Annotated in this window: 19 protein-coding genes; 8 read left to right on the forward strand and 11 right to left on the reverse strand. The window is 71.7% G+C overall.

Annotated elements, in window-relative coordinates; genetic code table 11:
* The first annotated feature begins 38 nt into the window (after positions 1-38).
* A complete protein-coding gene (locus P8R59_RS02075; RefSeq protein WP_278102504.1) occupies positions 39-1,730 on the forward strand; it encodes a phytoene desaturase family protein in 1,692 nt (563 codons plus the stop codon).
* An 82-nt stretch (positions 1,731-1,812) separates the two neighbouring features.
* Entirely contained in the window at positions 1,813-3,258 is a 1,446-nt protein-coding gene (locus P8R59_RS02080) for an HNH endonuclease (protein WP_278102505.1), read from the forward strand.
* Positions 3,259-3,735: 477 nt separating this feature from the next.
* Here P8R59_RS02080 and P8R59_RS02085 read toward each other — a convergent pair whose 3' ends face one another.
* Entirely contained in the window at positions 3,736-5,238 is a 1,503-nt protein-coding gene (locus P8R59_RS02085; RefSeq protein ID WP_278102506.1) for a PLP-dependent aminotransferase family protein, read from the reverse strand.
* 57 nt (positions 5,239-5,295) lie between these two features.
* Between P8R59_RS02085 and P8R59_RS02090 the strand changes: the two genes are divergently transcribed.
* Positions 5,296-5,967 (forward strand): pyridoxamine 5'-phosphate oxidase family protein, encoded by a 672-nt coding sequence (locus tag P8R59_RS02090; RefSeq protein ID WP_278102507.1) that lies wholly within the window; start codon positions 5,296-5,298, stop codon positions 5,965-5,967.
* Here P8R59_RS02090 and P8R59_RS02095 read toward each other — a convergent pair.
* Positions 5,937-9,371, reverse strand: coding sequence for a bifunctional proline dehydrogenase/L-glutamate gamma-semialdehyde dehydrogenase (locus P8R59_RS02095; protein WP_278102508.1), 3,435 nt, complete (start codon positions 9,369-9,371; stop codon positions 5,937-5,939). The two genes, P8R59_RS02090 and P8R59_RS02095, sit on opposite strands and share 31 nt — an antisense overlap.
* 99 nt (positions 9,372-9,470) lie before the next feature.
* On the opposite strand from P8R59_RS02095, the gene P8R59_RS02100 reads away from it, so the two are divergent.
* Positions 9,471-10,385 (forward strand): LysR family transcriptional regulator, encoded by a 915-nt coding sequence (locus tag P8R59_RS02100; RefSeq protein WP_278102509.1) that lies wholly within the window; start codon positions 9,471-9,473, stop codon positions 10,383-10,385.
* Here P8R59_RS02100 and P8R59_RS02105 read toward each other — a convergent pair.
* The gene (locus P8R59_RS02105; RefSeq protein WP_278102510.1) at positions 10,357-10,785 is read right to left on the reverse strand and encodes a MarR family winged helix-turn-helix transcriptional regulator; all 429 of its coding nucleotides are present in this window, start codon (positions 10,783-10,785) and stop codon (positions 10,357-10,359) included. The genes P8R59_RS02100 and P8R59_RS02105 overlap by 29 nt on opposite strands.
* A gap of 85 nt (positions 10,786-10,870) precedes the next feature.
* Here P8R59_RS02105 and P8R59_RS02110 point away from each other — a divergent pair, with 85 nt between their 5' ends.
* Together P8R59_RS02110 and P8R59_RS02115 are read left to right on the forward strand one after the other, a co-directional pair.
* The gene (locus tag P8R59_RS02110) at positions 10,871-11,248 is read left to right on the forward strand and encodes a hypothetical protein (protein ID WP_278102511.1); all 378 of its coding nucleotides are present in this window, start codon (positions 10,871-10,873) and stop codon (positions 11,246-11,248) included.
* An 81-nt stretch (positions 11,249-11,329) separates the two neighbouring features.
* Positions 11,330-11,677 carry a hypothetical protein gene (locus P8R59_RS02115; protein ID WP_278102512.1) on the forward strand — a complete coding sequence of 116 codons (348 nt, stop codon included), beginning with the start codon at positions 11,330-11,332 and terminating at the stop codon, positions 11,675-11,677.
* An 18-nt stretch (positions 11,678-11,695) separates the two neighbouring features.
* Here the strand turns inward: P8R59_RS02115 and P8R59_RS02120 are convergent, their stop codons facing one another.
* A complete protein-coding gene (locus P8R59_RS02120) occupies positions 11,696-12,505 on the reverse strand; it encodes a helix-turn-helix domain-containing protein (RefSeq protein ID WP_278102513.1) in 810 nt (269 codons plus the stop codon).
* 73 nt (positions 12,506-12,578) lie between these two features.
* Between P8R59_RS02120 and P8R59_RS02125 the strand changes: the two genes are divergently transcribed.
* Entirely contained in the window at positions 12,579-13,526 is a 948-nt protein-coding gene (locus tag P8R59_RS02125; protein ID WP_278102514.1) for a phytanoyl-CoA dioxygenase family protein, read from the forward strand.
* A gap of 54 nt (positions 13,527-13,580) precedes the next feature.
* Here the strand turns inward: P8R59_RS02125 and P8R59_RS02130 are convergent, their stop codons facing one another.
* From P8R59_RS02130 to P8R59_RS02150, 5 genes are read right to left on the reverse strand one after another with little or no spacing between them, the layout of a single operon-like run.
* Complete coding sequence (locus tag P8R59_RS02130; protein ID WP_278102515.1) at positions 13,581-15,644, reverse strand: alpha-galactosidase; 2,064 nt, start codon at positions 15,642-15,644, stop codon at positions 13,581-13,583.
* Between the two features lie 10 nt (positions 15,645-15,654).
* Positions 15,655-16,980: an ABC transporter substrate-binding protein gene (locus P8R59_RS02135; RefSeq protein ID WP_077052359.1), complete on the reverse strand. Its 1,326-nt coding sequence runs from the start codon at positions 16,978-16,980 to the stop codon at positions 15,655-15,657.
* Between the two features lie 47 nt (positions 16,981-17,027).
* Positions 17,028-17,954, reverse strand: coding sequence for a carbohydrate ABC transporter permease (locus P8R59_RS02140; protein WP_083735184.1), 927 nt, complete (start codon positions 17,952-17,954; stop codon positions 17,028-17,030).
* The gene (locus P8R59_RS02145) at positions 17,951-18,859 is read right to left on the reverse strand and encodes a carbohydrate ABC transporter permease (protein WP_278102516.1); all 909 of its coding nucleotides are present in this window, start codon (positions 18,857-18,859) and stop codon (positions 17,951-17,953) included. Before P8R59_RS02145 ends, P8R59_RS02140 begins: the two co-directional genes overlap by 4 nt.
* The gene (locus P8R59_RS02150; RefSeq protein WP_278102517.1) at positions 18,856-20,883 is read right to left on the reverse strand and encodes a beta-galactosidase; all 2,028 of its coding nucleotides are present in this window, start codon (positions 20,881-20,883) and stop codon (positions 18,856-18,858) included. The genes P8R59_RS02145 and P8R59_RS02150 overlap by 4 nt, the downstream gene beginning before the upstream one ends.
* A gap of 162 nt (positions 20,884-21,045) precedes the next feature.
* Here P8R59_RS02150 and P8R59_RS02155 point away from each other — a divergent pair, with 162 nt between their 5' ends.
* The gene (locus tag P8R59_RS02155; protein WP_278102518.1) at positions 21,046-22,059 is read left to right on the forward strand and encodes a LacI family DNA-binding transcriptional regulator; all 1,014 of its coding nucleotides are present in this window, start codon (positions 21,046-21,048) and stop codon (positions 22,057-22,059) included.
* A 46-nt stretch (positions 22,060-22,105) separates the two neighbouring features.
* Here P8R59_RS02155 and aztD read toward each other — a convergent pair whose 3' ends face one another.
* Positions 22,106-23,302 (reverse strand): zinc metallochaperone AztD, encoded by a 1,197-nt coding sequence (gene aztD / locus P8R59_RS02160; RefSeq protein ID WP_278102519.1) that lies wholly within the window; start codon positions 23,300-23,302, stop codon positions 22,106-22,108.
* Between the two features lie 34 nt (positions 23,303-23,336).
* The gene (gene aztC / locus P8R59_RS02165; RefSeq protein WP_278102520.1) at positions 23,337-24,245 is read right to left on the reverse strand and encodes a zinc ABC transporter substrate-binding protein AztC; all 909 of its coding nucleotides are present in this window, start codon (positions 24,243-24,245) and stop codon (positions 23,337-23,339) included.

The following is a 24,245-nucleotide window of genomic DNA, read 5'->3' on the forward strand; positions in this document are numbered from 1 at the left end:
CTCTGGGCGATGTCGGCGCCCGTCGCTACCGTGGGCACATGAACCCCCCGGAGACCACTCGATACGACGTCGTCATCGTCGGAGGCGGGCACAACGCCCTCGTCGCCGCGGCCTACCTCGCCCGCGCGGGCCGCTCGGTGGTGGTCCTCGAGCGACAGGATGCCGTCGGCGGCGCCGCCGTGTCGGAACGCCCGTGGCCCGGCGTCGACGCACGCCTCTCCCGCTACTCGTATCTCGTCAGCCTGCTGCCGCGGAAGATCATCGACGATCTGGGCCTGCGCATCCAGCTGAAGCGCCGCAGGTACTCCTCCTACACACCCGATCCCACCGACCCGGGTCGTGGCATCCTGATCGACACGCAAGATGCCGAAGCGACCGCGGCGTCCTTCGCCCGGACGCTCGGCGATCCCGGCGAGGCCGAGCGCTTCGCGGCGTTCGGCGACCGGCTCGCGCCGCTCGGGCGCGCGGTGTTCCCGACGATGACCGAGCCGCTGCCCACGGCCGACGAGATGCGGGCGCGCCTCGGCGACGACGAGCTGTGGGAGGCGCTCACGCAACGCCCCCTCGGCGACCTGCTGCGGGCATCGTTCGAGAGCGACCTGGCGCGCGGGATCGCCCTGACCGACGGACTCATCGGGACGTTCGCGTCGTCCGACGACACGTCGCTCGCGCAGAACCGGTGCTTCCTGTACCACGTCATCGGCGGAGAGACCGGGCACTGGGACGTCCCCGTGGGCGGCATGGGCGCGGTGACGGCCGAGCTCGAACGCGCGGCCCGCGAGGCGGGTGCCGAGATCCGCACGGGCGTCGAGGTGATCGCCGTGTCACCGTCGGGCGAGGTGCACGCGGTCACCGACCGGTCCGAGGCGTTCGTCGGCGAGGTCGTGCTGAGCGGCGTGGGCCGCGCGGTGCTCGCGCGCCTCCTCACGGCGGGCGGCGCACCGACGACGGCCCCTCAGCCCGAGGGCGCGCAGATCAAGGTCAACATGCTCCTGTCGCGGCTGCCCCGGCTCAAGGACACGTCCGTCTCGCCCGAAGCCGCGTTCGCCGGAACGTTCCACGTCAACGAGACGATGACCCAACTGGATGCCGCCTACGTCGCCGCCTCCGCCGGACTCGTGCCCTCGCCGCTCCCGGCCGAGATCTACTGCCACTCCCTCACCGACCCGACGATCCTCGGCGACGACCTGCGGGCGAGCGGGGCGCAGACCCTGACGCTCTTCGGGCTCCAGGTTCCGCACCGACTCATCGAGGAGGAAGACCCCGTCGCCGCCGGCGCGCGACTGCTCGCCGCCGCGCAGCAGTCGCTGGACTCGGTGCTCGCCGAACCGCTGCGGGACTGCATCATGAAAGCCCCCGACGGGCGCCTGTGCATCGAGGCGCGCACGACGACCGACCTCGAGCGCTCGCTCGGGATGATCGGCGGCGACATCTTCCACGGCGGGTTGTCCTGGCCGTGGCTCGACGGCGACGGGGGTGGCGGGGGTTCTGCGGGTGGCGGGGGTTCTGCGGGTGGCGGCGGGGCTGCGGGTGGTAGCGGGGCTGCGGGTGGCGGCGGGGCTGCGGGTGGCGGCGGGGATCAGCTGGGCGCCGCGGAACGGTGGGGCGTCGACACCGAGCACCGCCGCATCTTGATCTGCGGTTCATCGGCCCGACGCGGTGGTGCCGTGAGCGGCATCGGAGGGCAGAACGCGGCGATGGCCGCGCTGGAGATCCTGGGTCGGGGATAGGGGGCCCCACGAGCGGGTGATCTTGCTTTCCGCGAAGGTGAGATTCAGCACTTAATTCGAACATATGTTCTATCTTTGAGTCATGCCCCCAATCCCCCTCGGCGAGACCTCGTCAGCCGACGATGACCGGCTGCGTGTGCTCGTCGCGGCGATCCGCGAGGAGTCGATCCGGGCGGCCGGCGTCCATGCATCGCTCGTCAGGCTCCGGGCGGAGGCTCTTCAGATCGCGCTCGACGAGATCGCGCGGTCCCGCTCGCGAACCACGCGGGAAAGAGAGATGCCGGTCCGCTCGCTCGCGCTCGAGATCGCCGTCGCAACGCAGAGCCACGACCTCACGGTGCAGAGAGAGCTGTCCGACGCCCACACCCTCACCGAGAAGTTCGCCGCCACGGTGGATGCCCTCGAGGAAGGGCGCATCGGCGTGCGGCACGCGCAGGCCATCCTCGAGACGGGCATCGTGATCGACGACGATGCAACGCGCGCCGGGTGGGAGCAGGTCGTCCTCGCGAGGGCGGAGCGCGACTCCCCCGGCCGCGTGCGGGCGTTCGGACGCGAGCTCGCCGAGAGCGTTCACCCGGTCGGCATGACCGTGAGACACGCGCGCGCCGCCGTGACGCGCGGCGTGAGCGTCCGCGATCTCGCCGACGGCATGGCTGAACTGAGCGTGATCCTCCCCGCGACGGTGGCGTACGGCATCCGCGATCGGCTGAGACGGCAGGCCGCAGCGATCCGCGCGGCGGCGGTCGAGGCGGAAGGAGACGGAACGGCGGCGGCCGAGGCTCCGACACCTCGGGTTCATGCACCCGAGGCACCGGCACCTCGGATCCAGGCGCCGGAGGCGGCGGAAGGCCGGATCCGGACGCACGAGACGTCGGCAGGGGCGATCGGCCCGACCCCGAACGCCGGGCCGTCCGACACCCGCACCCTGGCGCAGATCGGCGCGGACGTCTGCGCCGATCTGCTGCTCACCGCGACCCCCGCGGTCGACCCGACCGACGACAGCGTCTGCCCGGGCGGGCTGGGCGCGATCCGCGGACACGTCCAGGTGACGGTGCCGGTGCTGACCCTCCTCGGGCGCGCCGACACCGGCGCGAGCATCGACGGACTCACGCCGATCGACCCCGACACCGCACGGCGGTTGGCCGCGCAGGCTCCGGGGTGGGATCGCGTCCTGTGCGACCCGGTCACGGGGTCGGTGCTCGAGGTCGACCGGTATGCGCCGACGACGTCGCAACGACGATTCCTCGCTGCCCGCGATCGGCACTGCCGAGCACCCGGATGCCGCGCGCCCATCGTCCGCTGCCAGATCGACCACAATCATGAGGCCCACGAGGGCGGTCCCACGCGCCTCGACAACCTGTGCCACCTCTGCGTGCGACATCACACGCTGAAGACCGAGACCGAATGGACCGTGACGCAGGAAAGCGATGGCACGTTAAGGTTCCGCAGCCCGCTCGGCCAGGAGCATCACGAGAGGGTCCCGTCTCGGGTGGTCTTCGTGCCGGATGCTGATCCCCCGCCGTTCTGACCCCTGCGGGGCACAGCTCCGGCCTTGCTCGGGCCCAGCCCCGCCGTTCTGACCCCAGTCGCTCACGGCTTCGGTCTGGCTCCGACCCAGCCCCACCGTTCTGCCCCCCTGTCGCTCACGTTCCGGCCTGGCTCCGACTCAGCGCCGCCGTTCTGGCTCTGCCCCAGTCGCTCATGGCTTCGGCGTAGCCCCGGCCCGGCCCCACCGTCTGACTCTGTCCCTGTCCCCTTCCCGTGATTCCGTTTCCCCGGTTCCGTTCCCGTGGTCATCTCCCGAGAAGGTCTGGACCGCGCGGTGGACCAGGCCGAGCCGGCCTGCCGCTCCCGACGTTCCCCTCCCGGGCTCAGCTCTCCGCTCTTCCGTTCCTGGCTGCCCCGTTCCCCGCAGCCCGTTCCCGCGGTTCCGATCTCCGCGTCGCTCCGCGTGGCCCTCTTTCCGCCCCACCCTGGTCGCCCGACCCCGCGAGCAGACCGAAGCTCAGGTGCGGCCGGTGTGTCGCAACACGTCCGCCACGACGGCGAGACCACGCGCCAGTTGCGGGGTCGCCGGTTCGGCGTATCCGAGCACGATGCCCGAGGGGAGATCTGCGGAGGCTCCCGGGACGCCGTACTCCGACAGCCCCGAGACGAGCACACCCCGACCGGCGGCCGCGGCGACGACCTTCTCCTCGCGTTCCCGCTCCCCCTCCGGCTCCGACCCCGGCATGCGCGCGGCCGCCCCCGTCGAAGTCGCCGAACCACCCGAACCATGCGCGCCGGACCCGCCGAACAGCACGACGGCGTGGAGCCCCCCGTTCATCGCCGCCAGCTCCACGCCCTCGATCAGCTCCAACGCCTCCAACACGAGGCGACGGCGGTGGCGGTAGTCCCGACGTCGACGGGCGGTGTGCCGCGCGAGGGATCCCTCCGCGAGATACAACGCCAGCGCGTGCTGGAGGACGCTGGAGACGGGCAGATCCAGGTCGGCGCGGGCCGCGCTCAGGCGGTCGCGGACGGCCCCCGCGGCGACGATCCACCCGCACCGCAGCGCCGGGCTGAGCAGTTTCGACACGGTGCCCACCAGGGCAACCCCGTGGGAATCGAGGAACCGCAGGGGCGGCAACGGCGCCCGCCCGTGCGGGAACTCGCTGTCGTAGTCATCCTCGATCACCACCGTCCCGGTCCGACGCGCCCAGGCGATCAGACGGGCTCGCGCCGTGGCATCCATCCGGCTGCCGAGCGGGTAGTGGTGGTGGGGCGTCACGACGATGGCATCCAGATCGCCATGCCGTTCCACGACATCCAGGTCGAGTCCGCCCTCGACGGTCACCGGAAGCGGAACCGCCTCGACGCCGACGCGGGCAAGGATCGTCCGCACCCGCGGATACCCGGGGTTCTCCACCCCGAACCGCCCCGGCCGCCGCCGCGGAAGCGCCAGCGCCGCCAGCAGCAGGGCGTCGCTGGTCCCGGCGGTGACGATCACGTCGGCCGGGTCGACCGCCAACCCCCGCGTGCGGCCGAGGTGTCGGGCGATCTCCGCGCGCAGCGCGGGCAGTCCGTTCTCGTCGTCGACGTCCGCTTCCGGGTCGCGCGCGCTCGCACGCCGCCAGGCGGATCGCCACGCTGCGTCGGCGAGGCCGCGCGTACCGGGCCGCCCGGGACGCAGATCGATCGCGACCGCGCCCGGCGAGCGGGGCGGGACCGGCGCACTCGCGGGCACCGCGGGGCCGAGCGGCAGCGCCGCGACCGTCGTCCGCCCGCCCGGCTGGGCCACGAGGTACCCCTCCCCGGTGAGGGTCTCGTACGCCGCGACGACGGTACCGCGGGCGACGCCGAGGTCGTCGGCCAGGGCCCGCGTCGACGGCAGCGCCTCCCCCGGCACCCACCGGCCGTCGACGATAGCCCCCCGCAGTCCGTGCGTGAGCTGAACGTGCAACGGGACGGACGACGAACGATCCAGGATGCCGGACGAGATCATCGCCCCAGCCTGGCACTGGTCCATGCGAAAACGCGAGAACCGGCCTAGGCAGTGGACCGCTCGAGCGACTGAGATCGACGTATGACCGACCTCCCCCTCACTCCGCTCACGCGGGTGCGCCGCCTGCCGCAGTATCAGACGACCGACCGGGCGGCGCTGTACGAGATCCTCGACGGATCCCTCGCGGCCACCCTCGCGATCGTGCGCGACAACCGTCCGGTCGCCCTCCCCGTCGGCATCGGCCGCGACGGCGACGACGTGCTGATCCACGGATCCACGGGGAGCGACTTCTTCCGGCGGATCGCCGCGGGGGCGCCCGTGTGCCTCACCGTGACCCACCTCCTGGGGCTGAAGTACGCCCGGTCGCTGTTCGACAGCTCGATGCGGTACCGGTGCGCGGTCGTGCACGGGGTGGCATCCGCCGTCCCCGCCGAGGAGAAGGAGAACGCGCTGCTGGCGCTGTCGGAGCACCTCATGCCGGGGCGCGCCGCCGAAGTCCGACCCATGACCGCGCGCGAGCTCGCGGCGACGCTCGTGCTGCGCCTGCCCCTGGCCGAGGCCAGCGTGAAGGACAACGCCGACTCGGCGGTCGAGGAGGACGACGACGGCGAAGACCGCGCGGTCTGGGCGGGCGAACTCCCGCTGCGCACGGTCGCCGGCGACCCGGTCACGTCACCGCAGACGGAGGCGGGGACACCGATCCCCGCCTCCGTCCGGCGGAGTCAGCTGGTCGCGAGCGGCGGCACGGTGTAACGCCGGGGCGTTCCGAAGCGGTGCGCGGTGATCGATACGGCCTGCTCCCGCAGGAAAGGCAGCAGCTCCACTTCTCCCGCTCGCGTCGGTTCGCCCGCGTACAACGCCACGGCGGGCGATCCGGCCGTGTCCTCGGCGAAACGCTCCGCCGAGCCGCCGAGCAGCCGCACCCGACCCCCGGTGCGCGCGAGCCGTGCCGCGCGCCGCCCCCACGCCGTGGCGTCCTCGATCTCGTACGCGACGCCCGCCCCCTCGAGCCACGCCCGCACCGCGGCGGTCAGCTCACGACCGGCGCTGACCGTGACCGCGGAGCCGGCCCGCACGCCGGCTGCGACGACGCGCACCAGGGCGACGTCGGCGGCATCCTCGAGCCGCACCGCGACCGGCACCGTGCCGTAGCGCAGGACGTTCTGCTCGGACTCCAGGCCCGTGACGTCCCGAGCCACGGAGAATTCCGACGCCCACGCGGCCGCATCGGAGGCCAGAGCGGATGCCAGCCACTCACGGTCCTCCGCGGGCACCGCCGCCGAGGCGGCACCCGCGAGGGCGTCCGCACCCCGCGGCGCGCGGGACTCGGCATCCGTCCACGACCCGAACCCGAACAGGTAGTGCGGACCGCCGGCCTTGGTCCCGGCGCCCACCGCGGACTTCTTCCACCCGCCGAACGGCTGGCGCTGCACGATGGCGCCGGTGGTGCCGCGGTTGACGTAGACGTTGCCGGCCTCGATGCGCGAGAGCCACCGCTGGATCTCGGCCTCGTCGAGAGCGTGGAGACCCGAGGTCAGGCCGTAATCGATGGCGTTGACGATCTCGATGGCCTCGTCGAGGGTCTCGGCCGTCATGATGCCCAGCACCGGACCGAAGTACTCGGTGCGATGGAACTCGCTCCCCGGCTGCACTCCCTCCCGGATGCCGGGGCGCCACAGGCGCCCGTCCTCGTCGAGGCGGCGCGGTTCGACGAGCCACCGCTGTCCGGGCTCGAGGGTCGTGAGGGCCCGGAGCAACTTGCCCTGCGCGGGCTCGATGAGCGGTCCGACGCGCGCGGCGTCGTCCCACGGCATCCCGACCTCGAGAGAGGTGACGGCGTCGACGAGCTGGTCGCGGAAGCGACGAGACGTCGCAACAGACCCGACGAGCACGACGAGGGATGCCGCGGAGCACTTCTGACCGGCGTGACCGAACGCCGACAGGGCCACGTCCTTCGCGGCGAGGTCGAGGTCGGCGCTCGGTGTCACGATGACCGCGTTCTTGCCGCTCGTCTCGGCCAGCAGCGGCAGGTCGGGACGGAAGGAGCGGAACAGCTCGGCCGTCTCGTACGCCCCCGTGAGCACGACGCGCTCCACGGCCGGGTGCGTGAGCAGTTGCCGCCCGAGGTCGTTCTCGGACACCTGCACGAGCGTCAGGACGTCGCGCGGCACACCGGCCTCCCACAGCGCCTCCACCATCACCGCGCCGGAACGCTCGGCGAGCGCCGCGGGCTTGATGACCACGGCCGACCCGGCGGCGAGCGCGGCGAGGGTCGACCCGGCGGGAATCGCGACGGGGAAGTTCCACGGGGGCGTGACGACGGTGAGCGCCACGGGCGTGAACCGGGCACCGTCGACGTGGTCGAGGTGCCGCGCCTGCTCGGCGTAGTAGTGGGCGAAGTCGATGGCCTCCGACACCTCGGGGTCGCTCTGCTCGACGACCTTGCCGCACTCGGCGCCCATCACCTCGACGAGTTCGGAGCGGCGCGCTTCGAGCACATCACCCGCACGGTGCAGGATCTCGGCGCGCGCGTCGGCCCCGAGGTCGCGCCACGCGACGGCAGCGGCCGCCGCCACGCGGATCCGCTCGTCGAGCACGGACTCCTCGGTCACCGTGTGCGCGGCGATGGTGTCGATGCCGAGCCGGGACGACGGCATACGCGTCACGATCCCCTCGGCCCACGCGCGGTTCGCGGCGATCGCGGGGTCCGAGTCGGGGGTGTTGCGGAAGCCGTCCCGCGGCGCCGGTGCGGCCGCGACCGTACGGTCCTGCACCCGGTGGGAGGCCGGAACCCCCACGGGCATGTCGGCGAGGGAGGCGAGGAAGCGGTCGCGTTCGCGGGCGAACAGCGCCTCGTGCGTGCCGAGGTCGAACACGGCCGACATGAAGTTCTCGCTCGACGCCCCCTCCTCGAGCCGCCGGATGAGGTACGCGATCGCGACGTCGAACTCCTGCGGGTGCACCACCGGCGTGTACAGCAGGATCGACCCGACGGTGCGACGCACGACCGCCTGCTGCGCGGTCGCCATGCCGAGCAGCATCTCCACGTCGATGCCGCCGGTGACCCCGCGACGCTCGGCGAGCAGCCACGCCAGCGCCACGTCGAAGAGGTTGTGCCCGGCGACGCCGATCCGCACGTGCGCGGTGTGCTCGGGGCGCAGGGCGTAGTCGAGCACCGCCTTGTAGGAGGCATCCGTCGCCTGCTTGGACGGCCAGGTCGCGAGCGGCCAGTCGTGCACGTCGGCGTCGACGCGCTCCATCGGCAGGTTCGCTCCCTTGACGACGCGGACCTTGATCGGAGCACCCCCGGATGCCACCCGCGCGGCGGCCCACTCCTGCAGGCGGATCATCGCGGCCAGGGCGTCCGGCAGGTACGCCTGCAGCACGATCCCCGCCTCGACGCCGTGGAACTCGGGCTCACCGAGAAGCGTCTCGAAGACGGCGAGGGTCAGGTCGAGGTCCTTGAACTCCTCCATGTCGAGGTTGAGGAAGGTGCCGGTCTCCTTCGCCACGCGGTAGAGCGGGCGCAGCGCCGTCACCGCGTCGGCGACGGCGGCGTCGAATGCCCACGGCGTGTGCGGGGCGACGGTCGAGGAGACCTTGATCGAGACGTAGTCGACGTCGTCGCGCGCGAGCAGGCGACGGGTGCCCTCCAGCCGCCGCGCGGCCTCCTTCTTCCCGAGGATCGCCTCGCCCAGCAGGTTCACGTTGAGCCGGATGCCCTCGCCGCGGCCCCGGATCGCGGCGATGGCGTCGCCGAGCCGGCGGTCGCTCGCGTCCACGATGAGGTGCCGCACCATCGAGCGCAGCGCCGTCCGCGCGGCGGGCACCACGACCCGCGGGAGGATCGGCGCGGTCAGCGCCCCGAGGCGGATCGCGGCCTTGAGGTGCAGCGGGAGGAACGTCGGCACCAGCGGGGCGAGCCCCGCGAGGTTGGCCGCCGCGACACGGAGGTCCTCGGGCCGCACGACCCCGTCGACGAAGCCCACGGTGAAGGCGAGACCGTTCGGGTCGCGCAGCACGCCGGCCAACCGCGTGGCCGCCGCGTCGACGGGTTCGGAGCGGCTCTCGGCCAGCCAGCGGCGGACGAGGGCGACGGCGTCGTCGGCCAGGTCGGCCGGCGCGATCTCCGCCGGAGTGACATCGGTGAGCGACATGGGGATCCTTCCTCGGATGCCCTCAGTGTGCGACTGTTCACGATTCGGGAAAAGCGATGATTTACGAACGTTATTCTTCGATCAGAGCGAAAGGATGCCATGTTCGATCTGCGCCGCCTCCGGCTGCTGCACGAGCTCTCGATGCGGGGCACGCTCTCCGCCGTCGCCGACGCCCTGTCGTTCAGCCCCTCCACGATCTCGCAGCAGCTCGCCCAGCTCGAACGCGAGGCGGGGGTCCCGCTCCTCGAACCCGAGGGTCGGCGCGTCCGCCTCACCGCGCAGGGCGAGGCCCTCGCCGCGCACGCGGCCCGCATGCTCACCGCCGACGAGGCCGCGCGCGCCGAACTCGAGCTGCTCCAGCCCTCGCTCGCCCCCGTCCGCCTGGCCGTGATGCAGTCCGCCGCGCACGGACTCGTCCCCCGAGCCCTGGACGTCCTGGCCGAGACCGAACCCCGCCTGCGGGTCGAGATCGCCGAACTCGCCCCCGAGGAGGGACTGTTCGAAGTCGCCGCCCGCGGGTTCGACCTGGCCGTGGCGGAGCAGTACCCCGGCCACACGCGGGAGCAGCGCGCCCTTCTCGAACGCCGGACGCTGGGGCGGGATGCCATCCGCCTCGCCGTCGCGCACGGCGATCCGGCCACCTCGCTCGCCGACCTGCGCGACCGGGCGTGGGTGATGGAACCGGAGGGGACCGCCGCCCGTCAGTGGGCGACGCAGCAGTGCCGGGCCGCCGGGTTCGAGCCCGACGTCCGGTTCGCGCTCGCCGACCTCACCGCACATGTGCGGCTCGTGGCATCCGGGCACGCGGTGGGGATGATCCCCGCGCTCGTCTTCGGCGGGGACGAGCCCGCCACGCGATCGATCGATCTTCCCGAGCGGCCGCGGCGCGAGATCTTCACCGCCGTGCGCCGTGGAACGGCGGATCGCCCCGGCATCCGCGCGGTGCGCGCCGCCTTGGAGGACGCGTTCGCCCGCGTCCCCGAAATCAGCGCGGGGCGAGGACCGACCGGGTGATCCGACCGAGCATCTCCGCGAAGGCCGTCGACTGGGCGACCGGCTCCCCGTCGACGGCGTCGTCGAGATCGCGGGCGAAGCGGTCGAGCTGCGACCAGGGCAGGGCGTCGAGGTCGACCTCGAGGTGGATGTGGTTGACGCGCCGATCTTCGGTGTCGAGCTCGCGGCGCAGGAGTCCTCGCTCGACGAGGCGGTCGACGAGTGTCGTGACTCCCGCCGAGGTGACCCCGAGGTGATCGCGCAGTTCGGAGGGGCGGATGCCGGGCCGCTCGCGGATCCGCAGCAGGGCGCGCACCTCGGTGTCGCTGAGCCGCAGTTCGGCGCGCGTGGCCGCCTCGGCGGAGCGCCGCGCCTCGACGTAGTCGTCGAGGGCCGTGGACAGTGCGGGGCGCAGGGACATGGCATCCACCCTAGCCAGACCTGGTTAAACCTGTGAGTATTTCATTTAATTATTTAACTCAGTTAAATAGTGCTACGGTCGCGACATGGCCCGCCTCTACTACGGCACCGACCTCTCGCCGGTGACCTTCCCCGACCGTCTCATGGCCTACGTCAAGGTGATCACCTCCACCAAGCTCCGTCGCAACGAGTCCTTCACCCTCACCTGGACCGGCGACCCCGAGAATCCCGGACGCTCCGCCATCTGGCTGCATCCGTCCATCCCGATGCGCTTCGTGTTCGACTCCGCCGATGCAGAGCAGCTCGTCGGCGACTACCTCCGCGCACTGGCCGATCAGGCGAACGCCTCCGCCGGGCTCGTCATCGACCTGCGGACGTGGCAGGACGACGAGAGTTCCCTCCCGCGGACTCCCGCTCAACACGTCGCCCCCCGCCGCCCGGCGAGGCCGGTGCGCGCGGCCTGAACCGGTAGCACACGACCCACCTCGCCGCACGACCCGTGATAATTGTTCGAGCGCACCCCCGCGCCCGAACAGGAGTGTGCTGTGCCCGTACGTGATCTGCTCGACATCCAGCTGCTCGAGCAGTGGCTCGAAGAGTTCCGCAGCCTGGGGTATCTGACCGGCAGCGACATGCGGGTCCTCGAGCAGCAGGACGACACCGAGGTGACCCGGGGACTCATCGTCGTCGACCTCACCGAAGCCGCCACCATCACCTACCTCCAGCCCATCGCCGGGAGCGACGGCCGGTGGAAGGCGACCATGGAGGCGCGCGACACGACGATCGAGCTCACCGCCGTGGGGATCGTGAACCTCGGGAACGAGCTCAACGTGCTCGGCGCGCTGGTCTCGTTCCTCGAGACGAAGTCCCGCGCGCTGCTCGCCACCTGCTGAGCGTCCGTCGACGGCCCGTCATCCGGCGTGACGGCGACGGTAGGCGGCGGGCGCCTCGCCCGCGTGATCGCGGAATCGCGCGTAGAACTGACTGAGCGAGCCGAACCCCGCGGATGCCGCGACGTCGGGGATCGCGGCATCCGTCGTCAGGAGCAGCTCGCGCGCCCGCGCGATCCGGCACTGCGCGAGATACTCGCCGATCGTGACGCCCAGAGCATGACGGAAGACCGACATCGCGTGGTTCGGGTGCAGGTGCACGTGCGCGGCGACCGCGGCGACGGTGACGTCCTCGGCGGCATGCTGGGCGATCCAGGCCGCCATGTCGGCCACGTCGGCCCGGAGGCCTCCCCCGACCTTCTCGACCGGCCCCTCCGCGGCCGTTGCGAACGCCGCGCGCAGCACGAAGGCCTGCACCTCCGTCACCGCCGCGCGGTGCAACGGGTGCGTCGGGGCGAGTTCGGTGCTCCAGGACGCGGCCCGCTCGGCCAGGGCCAACGGGCCCACGGCCTCCGCCGCGACCGCGACGCCGCCGGCGAACATCCGCGTCAGGAACTCCCCCGGGAGACGCCACCCCCGCGCCTGCGCGAGCGGCACCGTCAGCCACGCCAGTTCGCTCCCCCCGGAATCGCGCACGAGCTGGTGCGGCCGTGCCGCCCAGAACACCGCGAGCGCCCCGGCCGGGATGACCACCTGCCGCCCGTCGACGAGGTACTCCAGCTCCACCGGGGCGGAGTTGAACTCCAGATCGTCGTGCGTGTGAGCCACCGACATCCGGGGGACGGCCCCGCGCCAGCACGCGAGGTCGAACGACGGGATCGCGGCATCCATGACCCTAGTATCCCGGAAGAACATCCGTGCGAGCGCGAGGAAATCGCCTTACGTCCGGTCGTACCGTGAGGTCATGAGCACCCTCACCTCGACGCCGACGTCGGTGTCCACCGCCCCGTACCACCTGACCCCCGAGCAGATCGCGCACTTCGACGCACATGGCTACGTCGTCCTGCCCGGCCGCATCCCCGCCGACCTGCTGGCCCGCCTGCAGGACGCCGCCGACGAGTGGATCGCCACCGGACGCGCACTCGGTCCCGACAGCCCGGACGGCCCCGACTACCAGTGGGCCACCCGCGGCGGCGCCCGGCGCATGTTCCGCGTCGACTACCTCCACGGCAAGGGCTCGGCCGCCTCGCTCGAACTCCTCGGATCGCCCGCGGTCCTCGGCATCGCCGAGAGCCTCGCCGGCCCCGACCTCGTCCCCACCTACGAGTCCCTCGTCTTCAAGGACACCGGCGACGGCGCCGCGATCGACTGGCACCAGGATGCCGTGCACCCGCGCACGCACCGCATCTTCAACGTCGACGTCTACCTCGACGCCTCCAAGGCCGGCGAGGGCGCCCTCCGCGTCGCCCCCGGCTCGCACCTCGCGCCCGTGGACGTGTGCCAGCTGCAGGACGAGTACGGCTGGGACGCCCCCGGCGTGGTGCAGGTCGAACTCGAACCCGGCGACGTGCTCGTCCACGACGTGATGGTGGTGCACGGATCCGAAGCCGTGACCGGGAACCGGCTCCGCCGCACGATCTACTACGAATTCCGTGCGGCCGAGCAGATCCAGGCCGAGGGACCGTGGGATGCAGAGTGGGTGGATCGCCGCATGCGCCTGCTGCCGCTCGGGCTCGAGGCGCACGCCCGTCGCTTCCCCGCGCAGGAGCAGTTCCAGTGGAACGCCTCCCCGCAGCTGCGGCCCGAGATGTCCGGCGACGCCGACGCGGAGCTGCGGATCGCGCACCTCGTCCACTCCCCCGGCTCGTACTGCAGCGCCGGGAGCGTACCCTTCACACCCGACGAGGACTGAACCAGAGACGGAAAAGCCCCGCCCCTTTCGGGGGCGGGGCTTTTCCCTGTCCGCTCAGTCGGCCGTGACGCGGATCAGCAGTGCCTCCCCGGGCGCCAGCAGCGGCGCGGCGAGCACGCCCTCGGCGAGCACCGAACCCGGCAGCACGGTGCCACCGGCCACGATCCAGGCGGGGTCGGCATCCTGGATCGTGCGCACCGGCGCACCGACGTCGAGCACGGCCACGCGGTACCGCCGGTCCGGATCGAGACCGGGCAGCACGATCGGCGACGGCAACGCCGCGTCGAACCGGTCGAGCGCGACGTAGGCGAACAGTCCCTCGCCGCGGTCGGGAGCGACGACGCCGTGCTGGAGCAGCGCCGGATCGGCGTCGTCGACCCGCACCGTCGTCCCGCCGTGCAGCAGCGCCCGATGGGCGCGGTACAGCGCCGTCCACCCGGCGAGCGCCGCGAGCTGCGCGTCGTCGAGGCGCGAGATGTCGGACTCGATCCCCGCGTGGAGGAACAGCGCCGTCGTCATGCGGAAGGCGAGCGATGCCGTCCGCCCCGTCGTGTGCGCGCGCTCGTCGCCCACGTGCGATCCGAGGAACTCCGGCGGGATCAGGATGCCGGTCCACCGCTGGATGCGCTGACGGGCGAGCGGGTCGTTGGTGTCACTCGTCCAGAACCGGTCGACGCGACGCAGGATGCCGAGGTCGATCCGGGCGCCGCCGGACGCGCACGACTCGATCTCCACGCCCGGGTGCGCCGCGCGCAGAGCGTCCAGGAGCCGGTACAGCGCCCGTACCTGACCCCCGGTGTGCGGGACGAGCAGGTCGCGGTTGTGGTCCCACTTCAGCGCCGCGATCGGGTACTCGGTGAGCAGCGCGTCGAGGCGGTCGAAGATGTGCTGCCAGGCGTCGGGGTGTTCGAGGTCGAGCACGTGCTGGAACCGCCACGACACGGCATCCGCCGGTGTCAGCATCCACTCCGGGTGTGCACGGGCGAGGTCGGAGTCGGCGCTGACCATCTCGGGCTCGACCCACAGCCCGAATTCGAGACCGTCGCCGTTCACGCGGGAGATCAGCGGACCGAGACCGTCGGGCCACACCCGCTCGTCGACGGTCCAGTCGCCGAGCGCACGCCGGTCGTCGGTGCGGCCGTGGAACCAGCCGTCGTCGAGGACCAGGCGCTCCGCGCCGACCCGCGCGGCCGCGTCGACGAGGGGCGTGAGACGTTCGAGGGACTGGTCGAAGTAGACCGCCTCCCACGTGTTGAGCGTCACGGGACGCGGACCCCGCGGGGTCGCCCACGACCGCACCCACGGGTGCAGGCGGGAGGAGAGACCGTCGAGGCCGGCATCGGACCACGTCGCCACCACGGTCGGCGCCTCGTGGGTCTCGCCGGGGGCCAGGACGAGCCCGTCGAGACGTTCGCCGGCTCCGACGACCGACAGACCCATGTCGCCGCGCTCGAACCAGACGGAGCGGTCACCGCTCCACGCGACGTGGGTGGCCCACACCTCCCCGTGGCGGAACCCGAACCCGGGCGTGCCGACGGTGAACAGGAACGGGTCGTCGTGACCGCCGCGACCGTGTCGGGTGTCGCGGGCCCAGACGCCGTGGCCGGGCCGCGAGCGCTGCGGCTCGCGTTCCCCCGCCCACCGGCCGGTGAAGTCGAGGACCTCGCGCGCCCGCGCGGGAACGGGCAGGAGGGCGGCGAGCGCGCGCACCTCGATGGCATCCGTCCCCGTGTTGGTGAGCTTCCGGTCGACGAGGAGCACGCCCTGGGGGGTGAGCGTATGCCGCAGTTCGATGTGCGCGTCGCCGAGCGCGATGGTCGTGACCAGCGCATCGCCGTCGCGCACGGTGCCGACGTGGTGGAGCACCGGGGTGGACGGGGAGATCTCGACGGCGGGACGCCCGGTCCATCCGTCGGTGAGCAGGGGGACGACGCCGACCCGGAACGGACGGTCGATCGAACTCGGGGCGACCGCGGGGGCGGTCGCGTCGGCCAGGGCGGTGAGGGCGGCGGCGTCGGGGTCACCGAGGGCGCGCCCCCAGTGCACCACGACCGGCGCCGCCGTGCCGCGGGCGTCGAGGATGAAGTCGACGCCCGCGGCGCGGAGGTGATGGATCATGCGATGGAGGTTACTTCGCGACCGGGATGGACTGCGCCTCGAGGGTCGCGATCGTCTTGTCCTGAGCGGATGCCAGAGCCTCGGTGAGCGTGCCCGAGCCGGCGACGGCCGACTTGAAGCCGTCCGACACGTCGGCGTAGACCTGCGTCATGGTCGGACCCCACACGAAGTTCGGGTCGACCTCGCCGGACGCCTTGGCGAAGACGTCGTAGATCTTCTGGTCGCCGTAGAACGGCACGCCGTCCTGCAGGGACGGGAGCGTCAGCCCGTCCTTGGTGGCCGGGTAGATCGCCGCCGTCTTGTTCAGCGACGTCAGCGCCTCCTCCGACGTGTTCAGCCACAGCGCGAACTTCGCCGCCTCGTAGAGGTGCTTCGTCGACTTGAAGACCGCGATCGAGGAGCCGCCCCAGTTGCCGGCGGCCGACTGGCCCGACGCCCACTGGGGGCTCTCGGCGACCGCCCACTTGCCCGAGGTGTCGGGAGCACCGCTGGAGATGGAGTTGGCGCCCCACACGGCGGAGTTCCACGACCACACCTGGCCGGTGTTGTAGGCGTTGTTCCACTCGTCGGTCCACGCGGGGTACGACGAGACGAGGTCGTCGTCGATCAGGCCCTGCCAGTAGTCGGCGACCTTCGTCGAGGCGTCGCTGGTGAGGTCGACCTTCCAGGCGTCGCCGTCGTTGGAGAACCACTGACCGCCCGCCTGCCACACGAAACCGGCGAACTGGTTGATGTCGCTCTGCGAGAAGTTGGTGATGTAGCCGCCCAGCGCACGGATCTTCACGGCCGCCTCGCGGTACTCGTCCCAGGTCGTGGGGATCGCGATGCCGTTCTGCTCGAACAGGTCCTTGCGGTAGAACAGCGCCATGGGACCGGCATCCTGCGGCACGCCGTAGACCTCGTTCTCGGTGCCGAGCGTGACCTGCTTCCAGGTCCAGTCGACGAACTGGTCCTTGGCCGCGACGACGTCCTCGCACGCGCCGAGGTTCGCGAGGCCGTCCTGGACGCGGAAGTTCGGCAGCGCGTCGTATTCGATCTGCCCGAGGTCGGGGGCGTTCCCCGCCTGGAGCTGGTTGAAGAAGTTCTGGTACGTGCCGGCGTTGCCCGAGGGGCCCGTCTGCACCTCGACCTTGATGTCGGGGTTCTGCTCGTTCCAGATCGCGACGGCATCCTCGATGCCGGGGATCCACGACGTGAACGTGAGCGTCACGTTCTCGCCGGCGGGGGCGCACGACGCCGCGTCGGTGCTGCCGGTGCTCGACGACGAGCATCCCGCCATGACCAGGGCGCCCGCGGCGAGCAGGGCGACGCTGACCGCTCTCTTCTTGTGCTGCATGATTCCTTCTCTCGGTTGGCCCGCCGGTCGTGCCGGTGGGAGGTGTGTCACTTCAGGGCTCCCGTACCGAGCCCGGTGCGCCAGTACCTCTGGAGCAACAGGAACGTCACGATGAGCGGGAGGATGGAGATGAGGGACCCGACCAGCACGTACGTGCGCAGCTCGGGGAACTGGTTGATGGTGGAGTTCCACGCGTAGAGGCCGTACGTGACGGGGAAGAGCTCTTCGCTGCGCAGCATGATCAGCGGCAGGAAGAAGTTGTTCCAGATCGAGACGAACTGGAAGAGGAACACCGTCACCAGCGCCGGGAACATCAGCCGGATCGACACCGTGAAGAACGTGCGCACCTCGCCCGCCCCGTCGAGGCGGCTGGCCTCGAGGAGTTCGTCGGGGACGGACGCCTCGGCGAACACGCGGGACAGGTAGACGCCGAACGGGCTCACGATGCTCGGCAGCAGCACGGCCCAGTACGTGTCGGTGAGCTGCACCTGGCTGAACAGGAGGAACAGCGGCAGTGCCAGCGCCGTCGCCGGGACGAGCACTCCGCCGAGCACTGTGTTGAAGATGGCCTCGCGGCCGGGGAAGCGGTACTTCGCCAGGGCGTAGCCGCACATCGCGGCAATCACCGTGGCGATCACGCCGCCGACACCGGCGTACAGGACGCTGTTGCCGAGCCACTTCAGGTACACCCCGTCGCGGTACGCGAAGAGCTGGCCGACGTTGTCGAAGAACCGGAAGTCGGCGAACCACAGCGCGTTGGTGCTGAACAGCTGACCACGGTCCTTCGTGGATGCCACGACCAGCCACCAGAGCGGGATGAGGAAGTACAGCGTGAAGATGCCCATCACGACCATCGCGGTCGTGCGCGACACGATGCTCTCGCGGGGGCCCGAGCCGGCGGGACGCCGCGCGGGGGCGCGTCGACCGGTCGTGAGCGTGCGGGTGTCGGTGGGGCGGGGGGCGATCGCGCTCATGACTGGGCTCCACGGCGGCTGAGACGGAGGAAGGTGAACGACAGCACGAACGTCGCCAGGGCGAGCACGACCGAGAACGCCGCCGCGAGCGAGACGTTGGGGATCGAGCTGGTCGCGTAGATCGTCATGTTCGGGGTGAAGGTGCTCGTCACCGCCGAGCTGAACGAGCGGAACGTCTGGGGCTCGGCGAGGAGCTGGAGCGTTCCGATGATCGAGAGGACACCGGTGAGCACGAGGGCCGGCCGGATGAGCGGGATCTTGATCGACCACGCGATGCGGGCCTGACCGGCGCCGTCGATGCGGGCCGCCTCGTAGATCTCCTGCGGGATCGCCAGGAGCGTCGAGTAGATGATGAGCATGTTGTAGCCGACGAACACCCAGGTCACGACGTTCGCGATGGACCACAGCACCAGGTCGGCCGACAGCAGATCGACGTTCGAGGTGACGGCGGGGAACGGCGACAGGTTGGGCGAGTACAGGAAGCCCCACATGATCGCGGCGATCACGCCCGGCACGGCGTACGGCACGAAGAACGCCAGGCGGAAGAAGCGCTTGCCGCGCAGCAGCGGCGAGTCCAGCAGGAGGGCGAACAGCAGCGCGAGGCCGAGCATCACCGGCACCTGCACGACGCCGAAGAGCAGCACGCGGCCGACCGAGGTCCAGAACGCGGTGTTCTGGAACACCAGCGCGTACTGCGCGAGTCCGCCGAACACCTCCCGGGCCTGGCCGAACGTGCCCTCGCGCTCGACGACGAGCAGCGACTTCCACACCGCGTAGCCGATCGGCACGAGGTAGAAGAGCACGAACAGCACCACGAAGGGAGCGATGAAGGCCACGATGGCCCTCTTGTGGGGGATGCGTCGACGCACCCGGGGCGTCGCTGCCCCGGCGGCGGGAGCGGTCATGAGTGGTTCTCCTCTCGGACGACGCGCACGGCGCCGGATGGGACGCGCAGTCGGCCCTCGACCGCGATGCCCGTGATGAGCTCGGTGCCGCGCACGTCGGCGACGAGTTCGGTGTCGCCGTGGTTGACGACGAAGACGTAGGACGCGTCCTCCCCGCGTCGACGGACGATCTCGAACGCGCCCGCGATCTCGAACGCGCCCGCGGCCTCGACCGCGGCCGGCGGTCGGACGCCCGCGGCACGGGCGATCGCGCCGAGCCGGTCGGCGAGGGTCGAGGGCTCGAGCTGCGTGGCGAAGTACCACGCGCTCCCCCGCCCGTGGGCGTTGCGGGTGATCGCGGGCGACCCCGTCGCGGGACCGTCCGCGAACGTCGCGAGGGTCTCGGCCGTCGTCGCGCGCAGGCGTTCGCTCCACAGGTGCGAGCGCGTGCCGTCGTCGAGCGCGATCGCGACGCCGGGCGCGACGGGCGCGAACTCTTCGACGTGGATGCCGAGGGCCTCCCGCAGCGGACCCGTGTAGCCGCCCGCCCAGATGCGGTCGCTCTCGTCGACGATGCCCGAGTTGTAGGTGACGACCGCGGTCCCGCCCGCGGCGATCCAGTCGGTGAGCACCGCGGCCTCGTCGGCGCGCAGGAGGTGCAGGCCCGGGACCACCACGAAGCGGTACGCGGAGAGGTCGGCCCCCGGGCGCACGATGTCCACGGTCAGCCCCTGGGCGTGGAGTGCGGCGTACGTGGCGTGCACCTGCGTGAGGTAGCCGACCGACTGGCTGGGGCGGCACTCGGTGTCGGTGGCCCACCACGCCTCCCACGAGAAGATCACCGCGGCATCCGCCACGACCCGCGACCCGGCGACCTCGCCGAGCCGGTCGACGATCCCGCCGAGTTCGACGACCTCGCGCCACACGGCGGAGTCGGTGCCGGCGTGGGGCAGCATCGCGGAGTGGAACTTCTCCGCTCCCTGGAGCGAGGCGCGCCACTGGAAGAAGCAGACGCCGTCCGCGCCGCGCGCGACGTGCGTGAGGGAGTTCCGCAGCAGCTGACCTGGCTCCTTGGCGAGGTTCAGCGGCTGCCAGTTCACCGCGCCGGTGGAGTGCTCCATGAGGATCCACGGGGCCCCCTGCGCGAGGCCGCGGCTGAGGTCGGCGGCGAAGGCGAGCTCGCTGAGCGGGTCGCCGAGCCGGTGGTCGAGGTAGTGGTCGTTGGCGACGACGTCCATCTCGTCGGCCCACGACCAGTAATCCATGTTCTCGATGTGGGCCGTGACCATGAAGTTCGTCGTGACGGGGCGGTCGCTGAGGCGACGGAGGACGTCGGCCTCGGCGCGGTACTGGGAGAAGACCGCGTCCGAGCTGAAGCGGTGGAAGTCCAGCAGCTGCCCGGGGTTGCGGGCCGACAGGGCGGCTCGCGGCGGGAGGATCTCCTCCCAGTCGTGATAGGTCTGGCTCCAGAACGCGGTGCCCCACGCCCGGTTCAGCTCGGCGACCGAGCCGTACCTCCCACGCAGCCACACGCGGAAGGCGGCGGCGCTCTCGTCGCAGTAGCAGAGGGCGTTGTGGCATCCGAGTTCGTTCGAGACGTGCCAGAGGGCCACCGCCGGGTGCGCCCCGTACCGCGCGGCGACCGCTTCGACCAGGCGGAGGGATGCCGTGCGGAAGACGGGCGAGCTGGGGCACCAGGCCTGGCGTCCGCCCGGGTAGCGGCGGGTGCCGTCCTCGGCCATCGGCAGCACCTCGGGGTACGCGCGGCTGAGCCATGCCGGCGCCGAGGCGGTTCCGGTTCCGAGGTTGACCCGGATGCCGGCGGCGTGCAGCCGCTCGAGGATGTCGTCGAGCGCGGCGAAGTCGAAGGCGTCGGGACCGGGCTGCAGGTGCGACCAGCCGAAGATGTTGACGGCGACGAGGTCGACCCCGGCCTCCCGCATGAGGCGGATGTCCTCGTCCCACACCTCGGGCGACCACTGCTCGGGGTTGTAGTCGCACCCGAAGGCGATGCCCTCGTGGGCGAAGGGGGTCCGGCCGGTCATCCTGCTCCTCGTTCTGTGAACGTGCACAGTCTCGAGCGGATGCCTCTCCGTCGAGGTTCTGTGAACGTACACAGAGTGGCACCCGGCGTTTTCCGCGTCAAGTGTTCGTTATCAATCTGTGCTCGTTCACACATCGGGCGGGTCGCCCCTAGGATCGGGAACGTGGAAACGGAGCGTCGACGTCGCGCCACCGTGAAGGACGTCGCCCTCGAGGCGGGCGTCTCGCGGGGCACGGTCAGCCGCGTGCTCAACGGCCAGCCATACGTCTCGGAGGACGCGCGCGCCGCGATCGAGGCGGCGATCGCCCGGGTCGGGTTCGTCCCCAACCGCGCGGCGCGCAGCCTCGTGATGCAGAGCTCGCAGGCGATCGGTCTGATCGTGCACGAACCGCACTCGCTGTTCGTCGAGGACCCCAACATCGCCTCGATCCTGCTCGGCGCGAATAGCGCACTCTCCGAGGCCGACTACCAGCTGTCGTGCCTCATCGCCGACACCCCGCGCGATGTGGACCGCCTCGCGCGCTACCTCAGCGGCGGCCTCATCGACGGCGTGATCATCGTGTCGGCGCGCGTGGGCGACCCCATCACGCGCGCGGTCGTCGAGCTGGGTCTCCCGGCCGCCTTCGTCGGCAACCCGCGCGACATCGGCGACGCCGCCCACGTCGCGATCGACAACCGCGGCTCCGCGCGCGAGATCACGAAACGCCTCGCCGGCACCGGTCGGCGTCGCGTCGGCATGGTCGCCGCCGCGCTCGACCGCGACTCCGGCGCCGACCGCCTCGCGGGGTTCGTCGACGCGCTGGGCGGCGACTTCGACCCCCAGCTCGTCGAGCGGGTGCCGTTCTACTCGTTCTCCGACGGCAAGGCCGGCATGAAGCGCCTGCTCGACCGGGTTCCCGACATCGACGGCGTCTTCGCCTCGAGCGACGCCGTCGCCGCCGGCGCGATCGAAGCCCTCCGCGAGGCGGGTCGACGCATCCCCGACGACGTGGGGATCGTCGGCTTCGACGACAGCTCCTGGGCCCTGCGCTGCGATCCCCCGCTGTCGACCGTGCACCAACCCGCCGATCAACTCGGCAGCGCCGCCGCCCGCGCCGTCCTCGCGCAGCTCGACGGCCAGACCTTCACGGCCCCGATCCTGCTGGAGAGCCCGATCGTCTGGCGCGAATCGGCCTGAGCGCGCGGAGCCGCCCCGAGGGTTCCCCCGGGACGGCTCGGCGGCGTCAGCGCGTGAGTGCGATCTCGTTCGGCGTGACCGTCAACGTCGCACGGGTGATCACCTCGCCCGTGGTCAGGTCGACGGCGTGCACCGCGTTCTTCACCGGCTCGGTCACGTAGGCGACGTCGCCGCTGACCTTGATCGCGGGGTGCGCGTCCTGCCACTCGACCGGCCCCTCCCACGCGTCGATCACCGGGAACGCGTCGGTCAGCGCGCCCGTGGCGGGGTCGATGACGTGGATCGACCCGTCCGTCGCCAGGATGTAGCCGCGGTCCCCCGGGCCGCGCGCGATGTCGCGGAAGGTGTACTCGACCCCCTCGGGCAGATCGACGACGGCCTGCGTCTTGGCCTGCGTGTCGATCAGCGCGACGCGGTGGAGCAGGTAGCCCTCGGCATCCCGGTCGTCCTTGTAGTCGCCGATCACCAGCGGGCTGGTCTCGCTGACGTAGGCGTTGCCCATGCGCCCGTAGGGCTGGTCCGGGGCGGTGAGCTTGGTGAAGGCGCCGTCGTCGTAGACGAGCGCGCCGTTCTCGCAGCCGAAGACGACGACCTCGTCCTTCGCGGTGCCCTCGCCGTGCACGCCCGGGCAGTCTGCGCTCTCGGCGAGGGTCCGGCCCGAGGGATACTTCGCGACGACGCCGGTGCGGCCGTCGGCGTTACCGACCGTGGTGAGGAACGTGCCGTCCTCGAGCACGATCGAGACGCCGTGGTGCGCCTCGACGCCGGGGATCGTCTCCACGGCGGGAAGACCGGTGGATGCCGACAGCGCGGCGCTGTCGAACACGGTGGTGTCGCTCGTGCCGTCGGCGTACAGCACGGTCTTGCCGCCGTGCACGACGACGTGTCCGGCCTTCTCCGCCGGGAACACCAGGTCGGTGAGCGCGGGCGCGGCGTCGGCCGAGCCGGCATCCAGCACCTGGAAGCCCGCGCTGGTCGTCACCATGATGTGGCGCCCGTCGCCGGCGGGGTTCAGGCGGGTGAACTCCTCGGAGTTGACGTCGCCGAGGACTTCCAGCGTCTCCCCGTCGAGGACGACGATGCCGCCCGGGTAGGACAGGGCCACGCGGGTGTCGGTCTCGGCCACCGCCGACGCGGATGAGCCCGGGGTCGCGGAGCCGGTGCCGGCACAGGCCGCGAGACCGACGGTCGCGCCGACCGCGAGGGCGAGCACGCCCGCGCGGCGGAGGGGAAGGGTGCGCATGTGATTTCTCTTTCTCTCAGGGGTGGCCGGGCGCTCAGGGCGACAGGCCGGTGGCGATGCGCTCCGTGTTGACGCGCATCATGGTCAGGTAGTCGGGGGCTCCGCCGGCGGCATCCGTCAGCGACTCCGTGAACAGCTCGGTGACCGTCACATCGACGTCGGCCTCCTCGGCGAGCACCTTCATGAGCCGGTCCGGCTGCGACGATTCGGCGAAGATCGTGCGGACGCCGGCGTCGTCGATCGCCGACACCAGATCGGCGAGGTCGCTCGCACTCGGGGCGGCGAGCGTCGTCCCCCCGGGGATCACGGCTCCCACGACACGGAATCCGAATCGCTCGGCGAGGTAGCCGAAGACGTGGTGATTCGTCACCAGCGCGCGCTGCGCGGACGGGATGGCCGCGAAGGCGTCCGTCATGTCGGCGTCCAGCTCCGTCAGCTCGCTGCGGTAGGCGGCCGACCGGGCGGCGACCGCGGCGGCATCCACCCCGTCCATCGCCTCGAGCACGGGGACGAGCGCGTCGACCACGGCGATCGTCTGCGCCGGGTCGGTCCAGAAGTGCGGATCGTCGGCGCCACCGGCGTCGGTCGAGGTGTAGGGCAGGACGTCGACGGCGTCGCCGGCGACGAACGCGGCGACCCCCGCCCCCGCGGCCGCGTCGAGATGCTGCTGCAGCCCTTCCTCGAGGCCGAGACCGTTCGAGACGACGAGGTCGGCCGAGCGCAGTCGCGCCGCCTCCGCCGCGGATATCTCGAACGCGTGCGGGTCGGCCCCGGGTCGCATGAGGGTCACCACCTCGACGTCGTCGCCGACGAGGTTCGAGACGACGTCGCCGAGGATGTTCGTCGACACCATGACGAGCGGACGGTCGCTCGCGGGGGCGGAACAGCCGGTGAGCACCCCCGCGGCGAGCAGGAGGGCGGCGGTGAGGCGCAGCAGTCTCAT

This window comes from Microbacterium proteolyticum, from assembly GCF_029639405.1.
Taxonomy (GTDB): Bacteria; Actinomycetota; Actinomycetes; order Actinomycetales; family Microbacteriaceae; genus Microbacterium.